Genomic DNA, 18,766 nt, shown 5'->3' on the forward strand with positions numbered 1-18,766 from the left:
TTAAAAATTGATAACTGGTATCGAATTCTATACAGTCCCTAGTGTTATAGTCGATGCTAGGACTGTAACGTAACGCAACTATGTCAGGCTGACTATAAACGATTAGTATATGGTGACGAGGTTAGTCAGCCATGCTAGACTATTGCCATTTATTCCCTCTTATGTATTCCCTTTTATCATAGTTATTAGGATATATTTCTCATGACCGCTATTCAGTTTGTATTGATTGCCATTGCTGCATTTATCGTGCTTGCAGGCCTGTTTATGGTCATTCGTAGCTTTAAGCGTCGTAATAGCGCGGAGATTGCGGCAGTCAATTATGATAAAAATGGTATCCCAATTATACCGCGCCACGAGCGTAATATTGTCGATCAGCCAGACTTGGACGATACGGTCGCTGGTGAAACCACCATCGCTCCTGATCGTGATTATCTAAATGCGGTGATCGAAGATGAACCTTTAACTGAGACTCATACCAATGTCGATGCACAATTGACACAGGGTCGTGGTGATACCGCAATTGATGAAAGTGCAGAAAACAACGAGGACTATGTACGCTGGCAGGACGAGCAACAGCGCGCTGACAATGCTGAGTTTGTAGAAGTTGCTAGTGAAATGCAGGGTGATAATGAGTATGAGCCAGATGCGTTTTCTAGCCTTATGTCAGCGACGGATAGCTTGATGCCAGTGATTGATACGGCCGAAGAGCCAAGCTTTGATGACAACAGCCCGATACTTGATCAGCACCTCTTAGAGCCAGTTGACCAAGCGCAAAACGGTCCACTCATCAATGCTAAAGACAATATCAATATTACTATCTTGCCGCGCCAGTATCGTGATCGTCCTGTAGAAATTATTCGTGGTCGTGATTTATTGGCTTTAATTGATAAATATGGTTTGCGCTTTGGGGCGATGAATATGTTCCATCGCTATGAGCAAAAAGACGGCACTGGTATGCTTTGGTTTAGTATGATGGGCATTACAGATAGTGGTATCGCGCCTTTCGATCCGCATAGCGTGGCGACCAATACTTACAACGGCGTGGTCGTATTTTTATCTCTGCCGCATCCACAAGCGCTACGCAGCTTCGATAGTATGATGAGTATTGCTTATATGATGGCCGATGACTTAAATGCGATGATGCTTGATGAAAGTAATGAGCCGATTACACCTGAATATAAACAACAGCTACGCAATCAAGTACGCGACTATGAAGTTTAATAAAGACGAAATTTAAAATCAATTCTAGCAGAATCCTAAAAGGTAAATAATGTCGCGCAATTAATATTGCCATAGATGTTATTTGCCTTTTTCAATTGTTCTGATTTTCTATAAAATGATATCCGAGTATCCTGCAAACTTGTTATCATATCGGCATCTTGAATTGCAAAGACGCTGACTATGACTGACCCTATCTTACCAACCGTTGCACAAACCCAAACCAATCAAAAAACGACTTCGCAAAACCTTACTTTGTCTGATGAACATACTGATACTATCGCGCAGATGCGCTCGCTTATTGACGCCATCAAGAAACATAATTATGCGTATTATGTGCTCGACAATCCTATTTTAGAAGACAGCGAATACGATCAATTGCGTCGCTCTTTGCTTGAGCTCGAAGAAGAACGTCCAGATTTGGTACAGCCGGACAGCCCTATCAATCAAGTCGGTGATACGCCGCTATCTGCTTTTACCCAAGTGACTCATGACATCCCCATGCTATCGCTTGGTAATGTGTTCGAATATGATGGATTGCGCGATTTTATGCGCCGCGTTAATGATCGTCTAAGTGACGCTCAGCAAAACCCTGAATACGAGATGGAGTTAAAGCTTGATGGCTTGGCGGTCTCATTAAAATATGCAAATGGCAAATTTGTCCAAGCGGTCACACGCGGTGATGGGCAAATGGGTGAAGATATCACTCAAAACGCCAAAACCATTCGTAACTTGCCACTCTGGCTAGCTGATGCCGCTGATATTGAGCTGTTAGAAGTACGCGGTGAAGTGCTGATGCCTAAAGCAGGCTTTGAGCGTCTAAACCGCCTAGCAGAAGAGAAAGAAGAAAAGACCTTTGCCAATCCTCGTAATGCCGCTGCTGGTAGCTTGCGTCAGCTTGACCCAAGTATAGCAGCCAGCCGTCCGCTCGCATTTTATTGCTATTCAGTCAATCAAGGTCTACCTGAAAATATCAACACTCAGTCAGCCGCATTAGCATGGTTAAAAGACATTAGTTTCACTGTCAGCGCAGTTGAGGTCGTGCAGAATCCACGCGAGGCACAAGCCTATTATGAATCGGTAATTGAAACGCGTGATGATCTACCGTTTGAAATTGACGGTATGGTGATTAAGGTCAATAGCTTAGCGTTACAGCAGCAGCTTGGCTTTTTATCGCGTGAGCCACGCTGGGCAACCGCTTATAAATTCCCTGCCCAAACCGTTATGACCCGTTTGCATGCTATCGAATGGCAAGTCGGACGTACCGGACAAATCACGCCAGTCGGCAAGCTTGAGCCAGTCAAAGTCGGCGGCGTCACCGTCAGCAATGTTACCTTGCATAATTTTGGTGAGATTCAGCGCTTAGATGTGCGCGCAGGTGATATGGTCAGCGTCCATCGCGCTGGTGATGTCATCCCAAAAGTCACGCGCGTCTGGCATGATCAGCGTCCAGAAGACTCAGAACCCGTTAAACTACCGTCTACCTGCCCAGTATGCGACTCTCCTGTATTACTGCCCGAAGATGAAGCATTGGCGCGTTGTACTGGCGGTCTATTTTGTCCAGCGCAGCAGCAAGAAGCGCTCATTCATTTTGTCTCGCGTCGGGCGATGGATATCGATGGTTTAGGCGCAAGCTGGCTCATTAGCTTCTTTCAGCATGGACTCATCAAAACCGTTGCTGATATCTATCAATTGCATAACCATCAAGAAGAGCTTATCACCCTTGAAAAGTTAGGCGAAAAATCGGTACAAAATATCATCAGCGCTATCGAAGCCAGCAAACATACCACACTTGCACGCTTTATCTATGCGCTCGGTATTCGCGGTGTCGGTGAAGGCACAGCACAAAACTTTGCCCAACAATTTGGCGATCTTGATAGCCTAATGGCAGCAGATATTGATACGTTACTACAAACGCCTGACGTTGGCGCTATCACCGCTGAGCTGGCGCATGAATTCTTTCGCGCACCGCATAATATCGAAGTCATCACCGCGTTACGAGAAGCAGGCGTGCATTGGGATAAGGTCGAGCAAACCGCATCAGCTGACCAACCGCTCGATGGGCAAACATGGGTCATCACTGGCGCGCTCGATAGCATGGCTCGTGATGAAGCCAAAGCCAAACTACAAGCATTGGGCGCAAAAGTCTCAGGTAGTATTTCGGCGAAAACCACTGCGCTGTTAGCAGGTGATAAAGCTGGCTCGAAGCTGACCAAAGCTGAAAAATTGGGCGTTAAGATAGTGGGCGAAGATGAGTTTTTGGCGTTGGTTGGGGAATAGGGTATGAATATTGATGACTTGAAAGGCTTAAACAAAGCGACACGGAAAGAAATTGAAGAGTTGCAGAAAGTGACGCGTGAAAAAGATGGGAGTGAAAGTTATGTATCCTCTAGGTTTCTAATATTTGATAAAAGCTCTTTATTGAAAGATTACGATAAAGGAATACTAGCGTTAAAAGATATAGTAGAAGAAGATGAAGTTTATCAGTATACACAACGTATACTTATCGGTGCCTATCTGTACCGAAAAAAAGATCTTAAATCAGCTTTTGAGTCATTACAGCATGTCAAAAGAAGTTGATTCTTTGAAAAGTTTTGATTTTACTTTTCTAAGAATTGCTAGTTTATATATTGTAGATCCTAAAACTAGAGATATTAATAGAGCTAGAATTGCTCTAGAACTATGTAAGAATACGCATTCTTATAAAAACTATTGCTATTCGAAAATATGCGACTTGTTAGAAGAGGAAGACACTAAAAATATTGGCGAGAGTTATTTAGAGTTTTTCGAGCTATTATTAGAAGCTTATGAGTTATTAGTTATAGATTATTCTGATAAAACAAAAGAATCTTCAGAGAGAAAGCTTGCTCATTATACTAATACTAAAGTAACAAATATTTTATTAAATAAAGAAGGTAAGTTGGATAATCATAAGTACCTTAGACTAAATACTATTAGTAACGTTAATGATCCTAGCGAAGGGGAGTTAGTTAAGATACTTTTAGGTAAAGAGGATAATTTAGAGTATTCTGAGCTAGAGCTTGATAAAAACTTACATGCTTTTATTAGCTGTTTCACTTTTAACCATGACAGTCTAAATCAGTTTCGTCTATATGGAAAAAAAGATAATAAAGAGGCTTCTGGTATAAGTTTAGTATTCAAGAAAAATTTCTTTCAAGAAAATATTGTTAAAGGAATGTCTTTTTTATCCTTTAGCTCTGAAAATAAAGATATTACAGAAGATAGAGAGGATAAGTCACAAGAGTTAAAAAATAAAAGAGTATTGAGTGCTGGTACAGATGAGAATAAATACTTAATTATGCGTTGTGTCTATATAGATCCAAATAGTAATTACATTCAATTAGCTCAGAGAAATCGACTTACTTTCTATCGAGAGTTTGAGGATAAAGAAGTAGCTGATAAAAAATGGCAAACGTATCAAGATGAACTTAAAGTGAAAACAGAAGATTTTGAAGTCTATATTGATAGCTTAAGAGTAATATATAAGGATATAAATAATCAGATAAAAGGATTAAAAAATGACGATGGAAGCTATAGGGTATTATTAGCTCAGCTGCTATTACCTTTGAAGTACTTAATTAAACATTCAGCATTTCAAGAAGAGCAAGAGTGTCGAATAATCTATGTTACGTCACTCAATGATCCAAAAGTTAAGATGGTATATGGAGAGGCCCTATATGTAGAGTATGAAGCAGATGTAAAATCGCATCTTGATAAAGTTTATATAGCCCCTGCTGCTACCCAGTATCAACCCTATTTAGCAAAGCTGCTCTGCGATACTAATGTAAAAATTGAACTCTCAAATAACCCATATCGTCAGACTTAATATTTTTTAGTTGCGTGTGTCATATAAATTAAAACACACGCTACTAATTTCTATTCCTCCACCTCACCATGCGTCTTCGCTTCACCTTTCTTACCATCTGGCTGAATCACGATAGGTAACACCAACCCTTTCGCAAAGTCATCGGACAGCACATAATCATAGCTGCTGGCAGCGACATCGGGCGTAGTATGAATGATAAGCTTCATATCTTTGCCATCGGTCAGCTCATGAGAAGTATAGCTATCACTGAGCTGATCGAGCACCTTTGACAGTGCTTCGTTACTTGCCATACTTATTGTCAAATTATGCTGGGCAGTGGCATTATTTACTTTGAAGTAATCAGCATATGACTGTACAGATTGGCTATCGAGCTCAAACGGATAGTCATAGTCAGCGAGGTTAGCAGCTGATTCGCCGCTTGCCATCACTGACCAGTCAATGGTTTTTGCTGTCGTCGATGAGTTTGATGTTGGGACAGCTTCTTCAGAGGCTTTCTCAGCAATGCCAGCACTATTATCGCAGCCTGTTAGCGCCCACATACTTGCGGTAGCGATTATCATCATACTCATTAGACGCTTCGTCATCGACGTATCCTCTTTATTATTAATCATAAATTTTTATATAAGCGCTATTTTGACAGCTTTCGTTATGCTTCTCTAGCAAAATGCAGCAAACGAGCGATTGTTATAAAAATATCGGCAAGACAGGTATAGTTGGTTCACTTTAAAACTGATACAGTGCTACTGGGGTAAATTTTTCTTGCGTGCTGTTCGCAAGCGTGACAGAGGCTGCAAAAAATTTGCCCCAGCAGCACGTCGCTATTTACGTATCGATTTTATTTCGAACTGACTATATGTTTTATGGACTAGACGCATAAAAAAAACAGCCATCTTTCGATGACTGCTTATACTAATGCTAAGGTTAAGGTTAAAAAAGTATAGATTTATCATTATTAATGAATGATTAAAATGGAATTACTATCTACCCACTTGGCAGTTTACTTGGTATTCTTTACCATCAGCCCATTTCATCGCTAAGATACCTTTATCGCCTTTCATATGCCATGCATAGACAACTTCTGGGTTTGACTCATTTACATAGCTTGCCGTATCGCCTTCTACGCCGCCATTCAAGATAATTGGTTGTTGTGACCAGTTTACTTTAGGTAACGTAGCAGTCAACATTACTTGTTTTTTATTAATAGATTGTTTTGCAAGGATTTGGCTGTCATCAGTACAAGTATAAGGAGCTGGCGCCATGCGATCATAGGCAGCATTGGTTACGCTTTCTGAAGCAGGAGTAGTAGTACTTGGCGTTGTTGGAGTCGTAGGAGTGTTTGGCGCAGTAGGCGTTGGCGCGGTAGTAGCACAAGCACTAAGTAGAGCAAGGGCAGGTAAGGCAGTAGCAATCTTAGTTAAGGTATTCATGGTTCTCTCCAAAAGCATCAAGTCATATCGTTTATTTGTATTTAACAATGCGTTAAGCATATGACGCATATGGTAACCAAAACGAAGCCTGAGAAATGTTAGAAATTGTTTGCTAGCTGTGAGTTTCGTTACTTAACGGCTGACTAATGTAACTATTAATTTAGGGAGTTCTTAAAAGCCTAAAGTTAGATAATAGACGAATGCAATAAATTAGTTCAAATAAAAAAGCGCACATCGACTTGAGAGCCGATGTGCGCTTTTTATTGTCTTACTTAGATGGGCTGATAAGGTTCAGCCCATCGTTTTGTGTTACTTAAACTACTTATCAATATTACTTAGTTTTGCGCGGTGGTAAACCAGTATGCTGCGTTTGGAAATTACCTTTACTCACATTCTTTTTGGTATTCTTACTAGCTGCATTATTATTGGCTGAGCCATTGCTACGCTTCACTGAGTCATTACCAAGGCGGCTGTTCTTTTTGCGTGCCGATTGATAGCTGTCTTGCGCGGCATCGCGGCCCTCCAAACTGGCATTAAATGGCGGAATTAGGCAGCCACGGTTTTTACCAATCAAATCACTACGACCCATATCTTGTAATGCTTTACGTAAAAGTACCCAGTTTTTTGGATCATGGAAGCGCAAGAAGGCTTTGTGCAATTTACGCTGCTTGCCAGACTTGACGATATCCATGTCACCCTCAGTACGACTGATCTTATGTAGCGGGTCTTTATGGGTATGATACATGGTGGTCGCCGTTGCCATCGGGCTCGGATAAAATGCCTGCACTTGGTCAGCGCGGTAGCCGTGACTTTTTAGCCAAAGCGCAAGGTTCATCATGTCTTCATCTTTAGTACCCGGATGCGCGGCGATAAAGTAAGGAATCAGATATTGCTCTTTGCCAGCCTCTTGGCTGTACTGCTCAAACATGGCTTTGAACTTATCGTAGCTGCCCATGCCGGGCTTCATCATCTTCGACAGCACGCCTTCTTCTGAATGCTCAGGGGCGATTTTTAGATAGCCACCGACATGATGGCTGACCAATTCTTTAACATATTCAGGGTCTTTAACCGCCAAGTCATAACGTAGGCCAGAAGCGATTAATATCTTCTTCACGCCTTTGATATTACGTGCTTTACGATATAGCTTAGTCAAATTACTGTGATCAGTAATCAAGTTTTCACAGACATCAGGATAGACGCATGACGGCTTACGGCAATGCTTTTCAATCGTTTCATCTTTACAGTTTAGACGATACATATTGGCAGTCGGGCCACCAAGGTCAGATATCACCCCAGTAAAGTTCGGCGCGGTATCACGAATTGCTTCTACTTCACGTAGGATAGACTCTTCTGAGCGGTTTTGAATAATACGGCCTTCGTGCTCAGTAATCGAGCAAAAAGTACAACCACCGAAACAGCCACGCATGATATTGACCGAAAACTTAATCATGTCATAAGCAGGGATGCGTGCATCGCCATAACTTGGGTGTGGCAGGCGCGCATACGGCAAGTCAAAGACGTAATCCATCTCTTCGGTCGATAGCGGAATCGGTGGTGGATTGAGCCAAACGTCAATTGAGGTGTGTGAATTACCAGCACCGCTACTATGACGTTGCACCAGCGCACGAGCGTTTCCTGGGTTGGTCTCCAGATGCAAAATACGGCTGGCATGCGCATACAAGACTGGGTCAGATTTGACATGCTCATAATCAGGCAGGCGAATGACGGTTTGCTCACGTGGCGGCATTTTGATCTTATACTTACGCGCCGTCATCGGCTTGTCATTAAGGGTAGTATCAAAGCCGCGCATCTGCACTACTTGAGTCTCTTCGTCAACTTGATCGGCATTGATGATTTTATTGGTGACTGGCTCTGCGACGAAACCCTGATACTGTGCCGACATGCCTGTCATGGCTTGTCCAACTGGTGAGTCGCTAGGCTTTTCTTGCTCAATTGAGCATTGATCCACGTCTTCGGTCATCACATACGGATTGATAATTGGATCAACACGGCCGACGGTATCGACATCGTTACTGGCGACTTCGGTCATGTCCGCTTGCCAATGACGACGTGTCGGCGTCAATAAATACGACGTACCGCGCAATTTACTCATTTGCTCAAAAGTGTAACCTTTCGATAGACCATGTACTACATCGACGATGGCGCGTTCAGCATTACCATACAATAAAATGTCAGCACGGGCATCCAGCAAAATACTACGACGAACTTTATCTGACCAATAGTCATAGTGGGCGATACGGCGTAGGCTACCTTCGATACCGCCTAAGATAATTGGCACATCAGGATAAGCTTCACGGCAGCGCTGGCTATAAACGATAGCGGCGCGGTCAGGACGTTTGTTCGCGACATTACCTGGAGAGTAAGCGTCATCGCTACGAATCTTACGATCAGCGGTATAGCGGTTAATCATGCTGTCCATGTTGCCAGCAGTCACGCCATAAGCGTAGACCGGTTTACCAAGCTCCATAAAGGCATCTTTGCTCTTCCAATCTGGCTGGGCAATAATGCCGACACGAAAGCCTTGTGCTTCTAATAGACGACCGATAATCGCCATACCAAAGCTTGGATGATCGACATACGCATCACCTGAAATGATAATGACATCACAGGCATCCCAGCCCAAATCGTCCATCTCTTTGCGGCTCATGGGTAGATAAGGCGCAGGCTCGTAGCAGCTCGCCCAGTGTTTGTCGTAGTCGTAAAGAGGTTTGGTGCCTTGCTTAAAGGCGGTGCGGGCGATGGTATCGGCAGACATGAGCGGACCTGTTGGCTAAGAATGTGGCTGTGTATCGTTAAGAATTTTTGAAGATAAATAGAGGGATTTTCCCATACCTTCGAAAACCGCTCATCTTAACATGAATTCGCCTCAGGTAGGGATAAGTTATTGATAGCGTGAGATAATCTATTGATATAAAAGAAAGTACAAAGGAAAGTTCACAACTTGCCGACTTTCAGGCATGTTAAAAATCAAAGGGCTACTAGAAATTTTATAAATACAATAATCTCATTCGCGCTAATCCAACAAAATTTTCGTCCCACTCTTCGTAAAATTCATCACAAACTGGCTTTTAAAGTTGCGCACATTATTCTCATAAGTGAGCAAACCAGTCGTAAACTGATGATAGTCTTGCATGTTTCTGGCATTGACCATCAGCATAAAATCTGCATCGCCCGATACTTCATAGCAGCTCATGACTTGTGGCTGCGTATTCATCAAGCGCTCAAACCGATGTTGCATAGAGGTGTTAGAGCGCGCCATCTCTATCATTACTACCGCGGTAAGCCCGTAACCGACTTTATTGGGATCGACGATAGCAACTTGCTTGGTAATAACACCATTATTTATCAATGCTTGAATACGGCGTTGAGCAGTAGCGATAGACACATGGACACGTTCTGAAACAGCTTTTAATGGTAGCGTCGCATCGTCCTGTAGCAAGTTTAAAATGGCTTTATCAATATCATCTAAAGTTTCACTCATCGTATTAACTCTTATAGAAATTAATATCACTATAGATTAAAAATTGATAAATAATCCAATTTTAAAGCGAATTTTTGATATATAAATTCAAAATTAAATTTATATAGAGATAATATTTCGCAGTGTCTTAGTAAAATAGATGGTATCGAACAGAGCTTAGCAGTGAAAAACAAAAGCTAATAGCTGACTTCTCAAACGTCTATTCAAATTTACGGTGCTGACTATGTCTATCTCAATGCTATCTAACGTATTCGCAAATACACTCACAACCACTGTTTCGCGCTTGCCATTGCCTACGATGTGGACAGCGGGAAGCGTTCAGCAACGTACATTAATAATGGGTGTGGCGCTGGCTGTATTATCAAACCTTTTATTTGGCGTGCTTTATGCGTATAGCAGTTTTTTAGCACCGTTATCAGGTACGCAAGTATTTATCTGGCGTATGCTGGCAATGTGGGGCGCATTAATAGGGTATCTCCTCATTAGCGGTCGCTTAGGTTCACATTTTGATAAATTAAAGACACTTAGAACCGCAAAGCAATGGGCGTGGTTACTATTGCCAACACCGATATTTTTGAGTCAGTTTTGGCTATTTATGTGGGCACCGGTTAATGGGCAGGGCGTACAAACCGCGATGGGCTATTTCTTATTTCCACTGATGATGGTGATATTTGGTTGCGTCTTATTTGGCGAAAAGCTCAGCCGTTTACAGTGGTTAGCCGTTGCTTTTGCTGCATTAGGCGTGGGCAGTGAGATTGTAAGAACCCAAAGCGTTTCTTGGGCAACGCTTTGGGTCTGCGGCACTTATCCTATTTATTATATTTTACGTCGCATGCAGGGCATTGGCGCAGTCACTGGACTACTAGTTGATTTAACCATTTTTGCTCCATTTGCCATGGCTTACTTATTCTTTATTGCACCGAGTAGTCTAATGCTCGTTAGCGGGTCTGGATTTTTTATCATGATGCTAGTAGGGTTGGGCGTACTTAGTGTTTTAGCCATGAAAACCAACGTTGATGCCAGCCAAATGCTGCCAGTGAATGTCTATGGCATGATGAGTTACTTAGAACCTGCGCTATTGTTTATTTTAGCGGTCACAGTATTGGGCAATCCATTTGAATCAGCGATGATCTATAGCTACGGTTTGATTTGGTTAGGGATTGCTTGTTTGATTGTTCATGGTATTCGCCAGCTGCACCGAGCTCGTAAAAATATGCAGTCTTCGATAACAGAGCAAGTAGCCTAAGAATAGTAATCAATAATATTTTTATAAAATAATAGATAAATAAAAAACGGACGACTCAGCTTAATGTTGAGTCGTCCGTTTTCGTTATAGACTAAAATAATGAATTTAACTGCTTAGTTCTAATCCAATTAGATTTAGTCTAAATGCTGTTTAAAGCCGCGCTGCTTATCACGTTCCCAATCGCGGTCTTTTAGGGTTTTACGTTTATCATGCTGTTTTTTACCTAAAGCAAGTGCAATCTGGCATTTCACTAGTGAGTTTTTCCAGTAGCAAGATAATGGCACGCAAGCATAGCCTTTTTGATTGACCGCGCCCATGAGCTTTTCGATTTCGCGGCGATTCAGCAGCAGCTTACGGGTACGTATGCTATCAGGGCTGACATGCGTTGAGCTTGAAAGCAGCGGCTGAATATGCGCGCCAAAAATAAACGCCTCATTATTACGAAAGATAATATAAGCTTCGGTAATGGTCATTTTACCGGCACGAATAGCCTTAACTTCCCAGCCTTGTAATGCTAATCCTGCTTCAAATGTCTCTTCAATAAAATACTCATGCCGAGCCTTTTTATTGCTGGCAATTTGATTGTCAGGTTTTCTTGATTTTTTTGACATAATTTCTCCATAAGGACTTCTATATGCATAGTTTGTATATATTGTCCTTGTCTAACTATTCCTCATCCTACCCCTTCAATAGAAGTTGTCTTTTTTGTCATGCTGGTTTGTTATACTAGGCATGCTAGAAGGGATGAGTCGAACCGACTATTGTAGCAAAGCGCCTAACAAAAATGTAAGTCAACTTTTAGGACAAATGTAGCAGATAAGTATTAAGTTTAGACAAAATTTGCTAGCATATAGCGTAACATTACCGACTATATTAGCCAAGCTATGAGCCATCCTGCTACTTCTTCAAAATTGCATACCAAAATTCTATACCCAGGTACCTTTGATCCCATTACCAATGGTCATGTGGACTTAGTGACGCGAGCAACTAAGCTGTTCGATGAAGTGGTGATTGCGGTGGCCTCAGGACATCATAAAAAGCCTTTATTTGATTTTGAGGAACGCGTAGCGTTGGTCGAAACAGTATTTGCTGATTTACCGCAAGTATCAGTGATCGGCTTTGAAGGTTTACTCGTAGACTTTATGCGTGAAAAAAACGCTACTGCCGTATTGCGTGGCCTGCGAGCGATGTCGGATTTTGAATATGAGTTTCAATTGGCTAATATGAACCGTGAGCTCGATGAAAACTTTGAAGCAGTATTTTTGACCCCATCTCAGAACTATTCGTTTATCTCATCGACGATGATTCGTGAAATTGCCAAACTTGGCGGTGATGTCACCAAATTCGTTCCCCCTTGCGTCTCGCAAGCCTTTACGCAAAAGTTAAAAGTTAAATAAAATAAGCACTCACTGACACCGCCGAACAATATCGGCTGCCAGTAGAGCGAGGAGCAGATCATGGCATTATTAATCACTGATGAATGTATCAATTGTGACGTATGTGAGCCTGCCTGCCCGAACGAGGCTATCTCAGAAGGGGACGATATTTATGTTATCGACCCTGATTTGTGCACTGAATGTGTTGGTCATTTTGATGAACCACAATGCGTGGTAATTTGTCCTGTTGACTGTATTCCTCATGACCCTAACCATGTCGAAACTGAAAGCGATTTATTGTCCAAATACAAACGCATTACTGGTCAATAATACGTTGCAGATTACGCTATCAATGGATAAAAATTCTAAAAACTAGGAATAATATGACGAATACGGATATTCAACTTGCAATATGTTTTTTTGAAAGCAAATTCCTGTCGTTTGAGAGCGTACTATGACTGTCAATACTGCTACCAGCGACTTTGATCAGCAGCACCTCTGGCACCCATATGCCAGCCTGCCACCTACTTATCCGAATATCATTATTGATCGTGCCGAGGGTATTTATATCATTACCGAAGATGGCACGCGCCTTATCGATGGCATGTCATCATGGTGGGCAAGCGTTCATGGCTACAATCACCCTAAACTGAATGAAGCACTTACCAAGCAATTGGGTAAAATGGCGCATGTAATGTTTGGAGGCTTGACCCACCAGCCAGCGATAGACTTAGGCAAAAAAATTCTCTCTATCGTCCCTGCTGGGCTGAATGCTATCTTCTACGCTGATAGTGGTAGCATCGCAGTAGAAGTCGCGCTTAAAATGGCCCTGCAATATCAGATTGCTGCAAAACGCCCAACCAAGCAACAATTTGCCTCAACCCATTCTGGTTATTATGGTGATACTTGGCATGCGATGAGTGTCTGTGATCCGGTAGCAGGGATGCACAGCTTGTATGGAAAGCAACTGCCGATGCAGCACTTTGTACCTGCGCCGCCTTTAGGGTTTGGACGAGCGTTAACAGAGTCTGAGCGCGCAGTATTGACCACATTTTTTGTAGAGTATGGTTCAAAGTTAGCAGGTTTTATTATTGAGCCCATTATTCAAGGCGCAGGTGGTATGCGCTTTTATAGCCCTGAGTATTTGCAACTGTTGCGTCAGCTTTGCGATGAGCATGATGTGGTGCTGATAGCTGATGAGATTGCGACCGGTTTTGGCCGTAGCGGCAAATTATTTGCCTGTGAGCATGCTGATATTAGCCCTGATATTATGACCATTGGTAAGGCGCTTACAGGCGGCTACATGACTTTTGCCGCTACCTTATGTACCCGAAAAATTGCTGATACCATTCATCATAGTGATTATCCAGCACTGATGCATGGCCCTACTTTTATGGGGAACCCGCTAGCCTGTGCAGTTGCCTGTGCTTCGATTGACTTGATATTGTCTTACCACATTCCTCATCGTACCGTAGAGATGCAAACGATGATGGAGCAACAGCTTGCCCCAGCCGCAAGGTTAGACGGTGTCAAAGAAGTACGCTGTTTAGGAGCGGTAGCAGTCATTGAGCTGTATGAGGCCGTTGACATGCCTATCTTTCAAACGCTGCTATTAGCTCAAGGTATTTGGGTCAGACCCTTTGGTAAATTGGTCTATATCATGCCCCCTTATATTATCACTGATAGTGAACTTGAGGTCTTATGCCAAGCATTGTTAAAGGTAGTGACAAGCTATCTTGAAACCTCAAAACTGGCTCAATGAAATTAAGCATACGCAAAAACCAAGTTATAAAATTAAGTTATAAAATTAAGCTATTTTTATAAGGTAAACGATGAGTGTTCTATTTATATCCGGCATTGATACCGATATTGGTAAAACTTATGCTACCGGAATGATTGCTAAAGCGCTAATGCAGCAAGGCATCAGTGTCATGACCCAAAAGCTTGTGCAAACGGGGGTGGCAATAAATTCAAACAATGGTGAAATGAGTGTTGCTGACGATATTATTATTCATCGTCAATTAATGGCTATTCCACTACAGCCATGCGATTTGGATTTTACAACTTGCCCTTATCGTTATCCAAAACCTGCTTCACCGCATTTAGCTAGCAGATTAGCAGGGCAAACGCTCAATCCTGATGTTATTACTGGTGCTACAAAAAGCCTGCAAGCAGATTATGAGGTAGTGCTATTAGAAGGGGCTGGCGGGTTATTAGTGCCAGTAACTGAGCAATTATTAACCTTAGATTATATTGCAGCTCAAGGCTATCCTATTGTTTTAGTGACTTCGGGACGGCTTGGTAGTATCAATCATACTTTACTTAGTTTGGAAGCAATAAAATCGCGTGGTCTACAAATTCATAGCGTCATTTATAATCATATTCATGACGTTACTGATAATACGGATACCGAGATTGCGAACAGCACCATTGATTTTCTACAACAGCATCTCAGTCAAAGGTATCCAACCACGCATTGGCTACAGTTGCCTTACTTAAGAAACATAGAAGTGTCTGATACTAAAATATCACTGAGAGATAATGATTGGACTTTACCACAGGGCTTTATTTGAGTGATTTTTTGACAGTATTATTATAAAAGTGCAAATAAACCCAAAAGACATTCCTATATTGTCATTAGATTTGCTATACTAGCGCGCTTGGTAGACTAGGCAATCGCCGCTGCACACTGGCAACAGATGAGCAGGGGAGGAAAGTCCGGGCTACATAGGGCAGCGTGCCAGCTAACGGCTGGGCAGGGTAACTTGACGACCAGTGCAGCAGAGAGTAGACCGCCTTTGGTATCCTAGATATCATCGGTAAGGGTGAAAGGGTGCGGTAAGAGCGCACCGCGTGGCTGGCAACAGTTCACGGCATGGTAAACTCCACGCGTAGCAAGACCAAATAGGCATCGGCATGGCGCGGCCCGCGTTCGATGCGGGTAGGTTGCTTGAGCGTACGAGCGATTGTACGCCTAGAGGAATGATTGTCCACGACAGAACCCGGCTTATCGGTTTACCAACATTTTTATTGTTCGTTTTTTGGTAGTAGTATTAATAATTGCAGTTAATTTGAATAAAATTCATATTTTTTGCAAAAAAATGCTGTTTAGGGGTTGACGTTAGTCACCTGTATCGGCATAATACCGAGCCTAAAATGGCGATGTAGCTCAGCTGGTTAGAGCGCATGACTCATAATCGTGAGGTCAAGAGTTCAAGTCTCTTCATCGCCACCATTTATATTGCAGTAGCTCGTTTTATTAAAAACTCCAATCCTTTGTGGTTGGTTTTTTTTTGCCTAAAATAAACTGCTAGATAACGTTCATAGCAATGATACAAGGCTGACAAACGATTACTACCTATTCCGTTTACTTGCCTATTTCTTGCTAAATCATAGCTTTATCTGCTTACTCACAGATTAATTCTTGTAACTTAAGTCCCTCTTACTTATCATAGGGGCTGTTTTTAGTGAAGTCCTGTAACGCCATGTCCGTACAATTGCCTCCTTATCGTCCTATTAAGCATCGCAGTGGCCTGAAAGTCATGGGTGCCGCATTCCATGCTTTGCTTATGCGTGAGCTACAAACGCGCTTTGGTGGTTATCGATTAGGTTATCTGTGGGCACCCTTAGAAATCATATTCCAAGTTGCTATTTATTTAGTTATTTTTGGTACTATTATGACGCGTGTGCTCCCAGGGATGGACTACATGCTGTTTTTGGTGGCAGGCTTAGTACCGTTTCGTATGATGAGTACGATAGCAACACGATCATTAGGGGCAGTAGAGGCCAATCAAGGTCTCTTAATGTACCGCTCAGTCCGTCATATTGACGTTATTATTGCGCGCTCATTCTTAGAGTTAGTGATTTACTTTTTTACCTTTGTACTTCTGTTGCTCGTACTGGCATTTATCGATATTCCTATTAGTCTTGCGCATTTAGACGTGGTGTTATTTTGCTGGCTGACCTTATTTTTATTTGGCTTTGGTCTAGCGATGATTATGATGGTTATCGGCTATTATGGTGGTGAGATTAGTAAAATTATCAGTTTGATTTTCACTATTTTATATTTTGCTTCTGGTATTATTTATTCTATTCATATCATTCCTGAACCTTATTTTAGCTACCTGCTCTATAATCCTTTTATCCATAATATTGAACTCATGAGGCACTCACTCGCGCCCAATTATCCTGCATATCATATCGATATGAGTTATTTTTTAAAGTGGACAGTAGCTGTTAATTTCTTAGGTCTATTAATGTATAAAGCAGTGGAAAGAGATCTAATACGGTCAAAATAAAGCATTTAAAATTTTATCGTTATTCCATTTACAGTAGTTAGTTTTCAGATATATTGAACATCAAAGTATGGTAAGTAAATGATTGAAATTAAGAACGTTTCTAAATCGTTTATGACCAAGCAAGGTCGGCATTATTTATTTAAAGATCTAAATCTGACCATTGGTGATAAACAAAGTGTCGGTTTGCTAGGCCGTAATGGTGCTGGTAAATCAACGCTGCTACGTATTATATGCGGACTTGATGAGCCAGATCATGGCGAAATTATCACCAACTCAACGATCTCGTGGCCAGTTGGCGTGGCAGGTGGCTTTCAGGGTAGCTTGACGGGACGGCAAAATGTACGTTTTGTCTGTCGTCTGTACTCAAGCGGACCTTATATTGATGAAAAGATTCGTTTCGTTGAAGAGTTTGCTGATATCGGTAATTACTTTGATATGCCGGTCAAAAGTTACTCATCGGGCATGAAATCTCGCCTCACTTTTGGTTTAAGCCTAGCGTTTGATTTTGATTATTATATGCTTGATGAAGCGGGCGCTGTTGGTGACGCCGCTTTTCGTAAGCGTAGTGAAGATATTTTAGCGGCTCGCCGTGCGCAAGCAGGATTTCTAATAGTGTCACATAATATTGGTGATATTAAGCGAAACTGTGATATTGGTATTGTGTTAATGGATCAAACAGCACACGTGTTTGAGGATACAAAAGAAGCGATTGAGGTATATGAAGAGCATGTCCACAAAGCGAAAAAATAAGATTATTGACTTCTTGCTGTTTATCGGCTTGGTGATCCTCCCTTGGGTGCTGGTGATTTATTATGTCATGACACTTGCTCATCCGCGCTTTATTTCAACTGCTGACGTGGTGGTAAAGCAAGTCAGTGATGCTAGTGTGCCTTCTGGTGGTGGTTTATCGGCATTGTTAGGGGTAAACAGCACCAGTAAAGAAGATGCCACTTATTTGACTGAATATATCTTGTCAAATGATATGGTCAAACGTCTTGATAATAAGTTTAAGTTCCGTGAAGCTTATTATGTAGATGGCTCAGATCCTATCTATGAGATAGACCCTGACGCCTCGCAAGAGGATTTACTAGAATACTTTAAAAAACGTGTGCATATCGATCTCGATGAGCAAAGCTATGTACTCTCAGTATCGACAGAAGCTTTTGATTCAGATTATGCTTTTGAGCTTAACAAAGCTATCTTGGGTGAGTCTGAGCAGTTCGTTAACCGTATTTCACAAGAAGTCGCTCGTGATCAGCTAATATTTGCTGAAACTCAATTGGATGAATCACAAGATCGTTTAAATGATGCTAAAGAACAATTACTTAACTACCAAAATGAAAATGAGATTTACGATCCGCAAGCCAATGCGCAAATTGTTAACCAGCTGATCGGTAGTTTGCAAGGGCAACTTAGTTCACTACGGACTGAAGAGCGCCAACTGCTTAGCTATCTAAATCCTGATGCGCCGCAAGTAGTGTCGTTAAGAAGCCAAATCAAAGCGGTTGAAGAACAAATCAGTCAAGAGCAAACCAAGCTAACTTCACCAAATACGACCAAATTGAACCGTCAAGCTGTACAGTTTGAGAGTATAAAAGCTGATGTTGAGTTCGCTACTGAGCTATATAAGTTGTCACTGTCTTCACTTGAAAAGTCGCGCTTAGAAGCCTTTAGAAAAATGAAAAATTTGATTGTGATTTCGACTCCTTATGAAGCTGAAGAAGCGTTATATCCACGCCGTCTTTATATCATCTGGACATCGCTGGCACTACTATTAATGTTTTATGGCTTCGTGCGTTTAGTAATGGCCGTTGTGCGTGACCATCGCAGCTAGTTTGATTATGACTTCTTT

17 protein-coding genes, 1 tRNA gene and 1 other RNA gene are annotated in these 18,766 nt (G+C 41.9%); 14 read left to right on the forward strand and 5 right to left on the reverse strand.

Annotated elements, in window-relative coordinates; genetic code table 11:
- Positions 1-201 precede the first annotated feature (201 nt).
- The 4 genes from ACTQ9S_RS06610 to ACTQ9S_RS06625 all read left to right on the forward strand — a co-directional run bounded on the left by ACTQ9S_RS06610 (position 202) and on the right by ACTQ9S_RS06625 (position 5,065).
- Positions 202-1,221 (forward strand): cell division protein ZipA C-terminal FtsZ-binding domain-containing protein, encoded by a 1,020-nt coding sequence (locus ACTQ9S_RS06610; RefSeq protein ID WP_068034307.1) that lies wholly within the window; start codon positions 202-204, stop codon positions 1,219-1,221.
- A gap of 180 nt (positions 1,222-1,401) precedes the next feature.
- Complete coding sequence (ligA, locus tag ACTQ9S_RS06615; protein WP_440454481.1) at positions 1,402-3,498, forward strand: NAD-dependent DNA ligase LigA; 2,097 nt, start codon at positions 1,402-1,404, stop codon at positions 3,496-3,498.
- Between the two features lie 3 nt (positions 3,499-3,501).
- Positions 3,502-3,798 (forward strand): hypothetical protein, encoded by a 297-nt coding sequence (locus ACTQ9S_RS06620; protein ID WP_440454482.1) that lies wholly within the window; start codon positions 3,502-3,504, stop codon positions 3,796-3,798.
- Positions 3,782-5,065: a hypothetical protein gene (locus ACTQ9S_RS06625; RefSeq protein ID WP_440454483.1), complete on the forward strand. Its 1,284-nt coding sequence runs from the start codon at positions 3,782-3,784 to the stop codon at positions 5,063-5,065. The genes ACTQ9S_RS06620 and ACTQ9S_RS06625 overlap by 17 nt, the downstream gene beginning before the upstream one ends.
- Positions 5,066-5,115: 50 nt before the next feature.
- Here the strand turns inward: ACTQ9S_RS06625 and ACTQ9S_RS06630 are convergent, their stop codons facing one another.
- From ACTQ9S_RS06630 to ACTQ9S_RS06645, 4 genes are all read right to left on the reverse strand, one after another.
- Positions 5,116-5,649, reverse strand: coding sequence for a hypothetical protein (locus ACTQ9S_RS06630; protein WP_440454484.1), 534 nt, complete (start codon positions 5,647-5,649; stop codon positions 5,116-5,118).
- Positions 5,650-6,042: 393 nt separating this feature from the next.
- Positions 6,043-6,492, reverse strand: a complete 450-nt coding sequence (locus ACTQ9S_RS06635; RefSeq protein WP_068034314.1) for a hypothetical protein — start codon at positions 6,490-6,492, stop codon at positions 6,043-6,045.
- 331 nt (positions 6,493-6,823) lie between these two features.
- Positions 6,824-9,268, reverse strand: a complete 2,445-nt coding sequence (locus ACTQ9S_RS06640) for a YgiQ family radical SAM protein (protein WP_440454485.1) — start codon at positions 9,266-9,268, stop codon at positions 6,824-6,826.
- A 258-nt stretch (positions 9,269-9,526) separates the two neighbouring features.
- A complete protein-coding gene (locus ACTQ9S_RS06645; protein WP_068034319.1) occupies positions 9,527-9,994 on the reverse strand; it encodes an Lrp/AsnC family transcriptional regulator in 468 nt (155 codons plus the stop codon).
- A 223-nt stretch (positions 9,995-10,217) separates the two neighbouring features.
- Here ACTQ9S_RS06645 and rarD point away from each other — a divergent pair, with 223 nt between their 5' ends.
- Complete coding sequence (rarD, locus tag ACTQ9S_RS06650; protein ID WP_440454486.1) at positions 10,218-11,240, forward strand: EamA family transporter RarD; 1,023 nt, start codon at positions 10,218-10,220, stop codon at positions 11,238-11,240.
- A gap of 134 nt (positions 11,241-11,374) precedes the next feature.
- On the opposite strand, the gene smpB is transcribed toward rarD, so the two are convergent.
- Positions 11,375-11,851 carry an SsrA-binding protein SmpB gene (gene smpB, locus ACTQ9S_RS06655; protein ID WP_068034322.1) on the reverse strand — a complete coding sequence of 159 codons (477 nt, stop codon included), beginning with the start codon at positions 11,849-11,851 and terminating at the stop codon, positions 11,375-11,377.
- 273 nt (positions 11,852-12,124) lie between these two features.
- Here smpB and coaD point away from each other — a divergent pair, with 273 nt between their 5' ends.
- The 9 genes from coaD to ACTQ9S_RS06700 all read left to right on the forward strand — a co-directional run bounded on the left by coaD (position 12,125) and on the right by ACTQ9S_RS06700 (position 18,748).
- A complete protein-coding gene (coaD, locus tag ACTQ9S_RS06660) occupies positions 12,125-12,637 on the forward strand; it encodes a pantetheine-phosphate adenylyltransferase (protein ID WP_440454487.1) in 513 nt (170 codons plus the stop codon).
- A 60-nt stretch (positions 12,638-12,697) separates the two neighbouring features.
- Positions 12,698-12,946 carry a YfhL family 4Fe-4S dicluster ferredoxin gene (locus tag ACTQ9S_RS06665; RefSeq protein WP_021814308.1) on the forward strand — a complete coding sequence of 83 codons (249 nt, stop codon included), beginning with the start codon at positions 12,698-12,700 and terminating at the stop codon, positions 12,944-12,946.
- A gap of 124 nt (positions 12,947-13,070) precedes the next feature.
- A complete protein-coding gene (gene bioA, locus ACTQ9S_RS06670) occupies positions 13,071-14,378 on the forward strand; it encodes an adenosylmethionine--8-amino-7-oxononanoate transaminase (RefSeq protein WP_440454488.1) in 1,308 nt (435 codons plus the stop codon).
- A gap of 70 nt (positions 14,379-14,448) precedes the next feature.
- On the forward strand, positions 14,449-15,189 hold the full coding sequence (gene bioD, locus ACTQ9S_RS06675) for a dethiobiotin synthase (RefSeq protein WP_440454489.1): 741 nt from the start codon (positions 14,449-14,451) through the stop codon (positions 15,187-15,189).
- Positions 15,190-15,276: 87 nt separating this feature from the next.
- An RNA gene (gene rnpB, locus ACTQ9S_RS06680) (RNase P RNA component class A) lies at positions 15,277-15,642 on the forward strand.
- Positions 15,643-15,774: 132 nt separating this feature from the next.
- Positions 15,775-15,851: transfer RNA gene (locus tag ACTQ9S_RS06685), tRNA-Met, on the forward strand.
- A gap of 250 nt (positions 15,852-16,101) precedes the next feature.
- Positions 16,102-16,914, forward strand: coding sequence for an ABC transporter permease (locus ACTQ9S_RS06690; protein WP_068325849.1), 813 nt, complete (start codon positions 16,102-16,104; stop codon positions 16,912-16,914).
- A gap of 78 nt (positions 16,915-16,992) precedes the next feature.
- On the forward strand, positions 16,993-17,664 hold the full coding sequence (locus ACTQ9S_RS06695) for an ABC transporter ATP-binding protein (RefSeq protein ID WP_068034331.1): 672 nt from the start codon (positions 16,993-16,995) through the stop codon (positions 17,662-17,664).
- Positions 17,642-18,748, forward strand: a complete 1,107-nt coding sequence (locus ACTQ9S_RS06700; RefSeq protein ID WP_440454490.1) for a capsule biosynthesis protein — start codon at positions 17,642-17,644, stop codon at positions 18,746-18,748. Before ACTQ9S_RS06695 ends, ACTQ9S_RS06700 begins: the two co-directional genes overlap by 23 nt.
- Positions 18,749-18,766: the final 18 nt, after the last annotated feature.

It is taken from the genome of Psychrobacter sp. ASPA161_9 (genome assembly GCF_051970275.1).
Lineage (GTDB): Bacteria > Pseudomonadota > Gammaproteobacteria > Pseudomonadales > Moraxellaceae > Psychrobacter.

Excerpts from the sequence above, each read along its gene's own strand:
- ACTQ9S_RS06610 (WP_068034307.1), top strand. The coding sequence starts at position 202 with ATGACCGCTATTCAGTTTGTATTGATTGCCATTGCTGCATTTATCGTG.
- ligA (WP_440454481.1), top strand. The coding sequence starts at position 1,402 with ATGACTGACCCTATCTTACCAACCGTTGCACAAACCCAAACCAATCAA.
- ACTQ9S_RS06620 (WP_440454482.1), top strand. The coding sequence starts at position 3,502 with ATGAATATTGATGACTTGAAAGGCTTAAACAAAGCGACACGGAAAGAA.
- ACTQ9S_RS06625 (WP_440454483.1), top strand. The coding sequence starts at position 3,782 with ATGTCAAAAGAAGTTGATTCTTTGAAAAGTTTTGATTTTACTTTTCTA.
- ACTQ9S_RS06630 (WP_440454484.1), bottom strand. The coding sequence starts at position 5,649 with ATGACGAAGCGTCTAATGAGTATGATGATAATCGCTACCGCAAGTATG.
- ACTQ9S_RS06635 (WP_068034314.1), bottom strand. The coding sequence starts at position 6,492 with ATGAATACCTTAACTAAGATTGCTACTGCCTTACCTGCCCTTGCTCTA.
- ACTQ9S_RS06640 (WP_440454485.1), bottom strand. The coding sequence starts at position 9,268 with ATGTCTGCCGATACCATCGCCCGCACCGCCTTTAAGCAAGGCACCAAA.
- ACTQ9S_RS06645 (WP_068034319.1), bottom strand. The coding sequence starts at position 9,994 with ATGAGTGAAACTTTAGATGATATTGATAAAGCCATTTTAAACTTGCTA.
- rarD (WP_440454486.1), top strand. The coding sequence starts at position 10,218 with ATGTCTATCTCAATGCTATCTAACGTATTCGCAAATACACTCACAACC.
- smpB (WP_068034322.1), bottom strand. The coding sequence starts at position 11,851 with ATGTCAAAAAAATCAAGAAAACCTGACAATCAAATTGCCAGCAATAAA.
- coaD (WP_440454487.1), top strand. The coding sequence starts at position 12,125 with ATGAGCCATCCTGCTACTTCTTCAAAATTGCATACCAAAATTCTATAC.
- ACTQ9S_RS06665 (WP_021814308.1), top strand. The coding sequence starts at position 12,698 with ATGGCATTATTAATCACTGATGAATGTATCAATTGTGACGTATGTGAG.
- bioA (WP_440454488.1), top strand. The coding sequence starts at position 13,071 with ATGACTGTCAATACTGCTACCAGCGACTTTGATCAGCAGCACCTCTGG.
- bioD (WP_440454489.1), top strand. The coding sequence starts at position 14,449 with ATGAGTGTTCTATTTATATCCGGCATTGATACCGATATTGGTAAAACT.
- ACTQ9S_RS06690 (WP_068325849.1), top strand. The coding sequence starts at position 16,102 with ATGTCCGTACAATTGCCTCCTTATCGTCCTATTAAGCATCGCAGTGGC.
- ACTQ9S_RS06695 (WP_068034331.1), top strand. The coding sequence starts at position 16,993 with ATGATTGAAATTAAGAACGTTTCTAAATCGTTTATGACCAAGCAAGGT.
- ACTQ9S_RS06700 (WP_440454490.1), top strand. The coding sequence starts at position 17,642 with ATGTCCACAAAGCGAAAAAATAAGATTATTGACTTCTTGCTGTTTATC.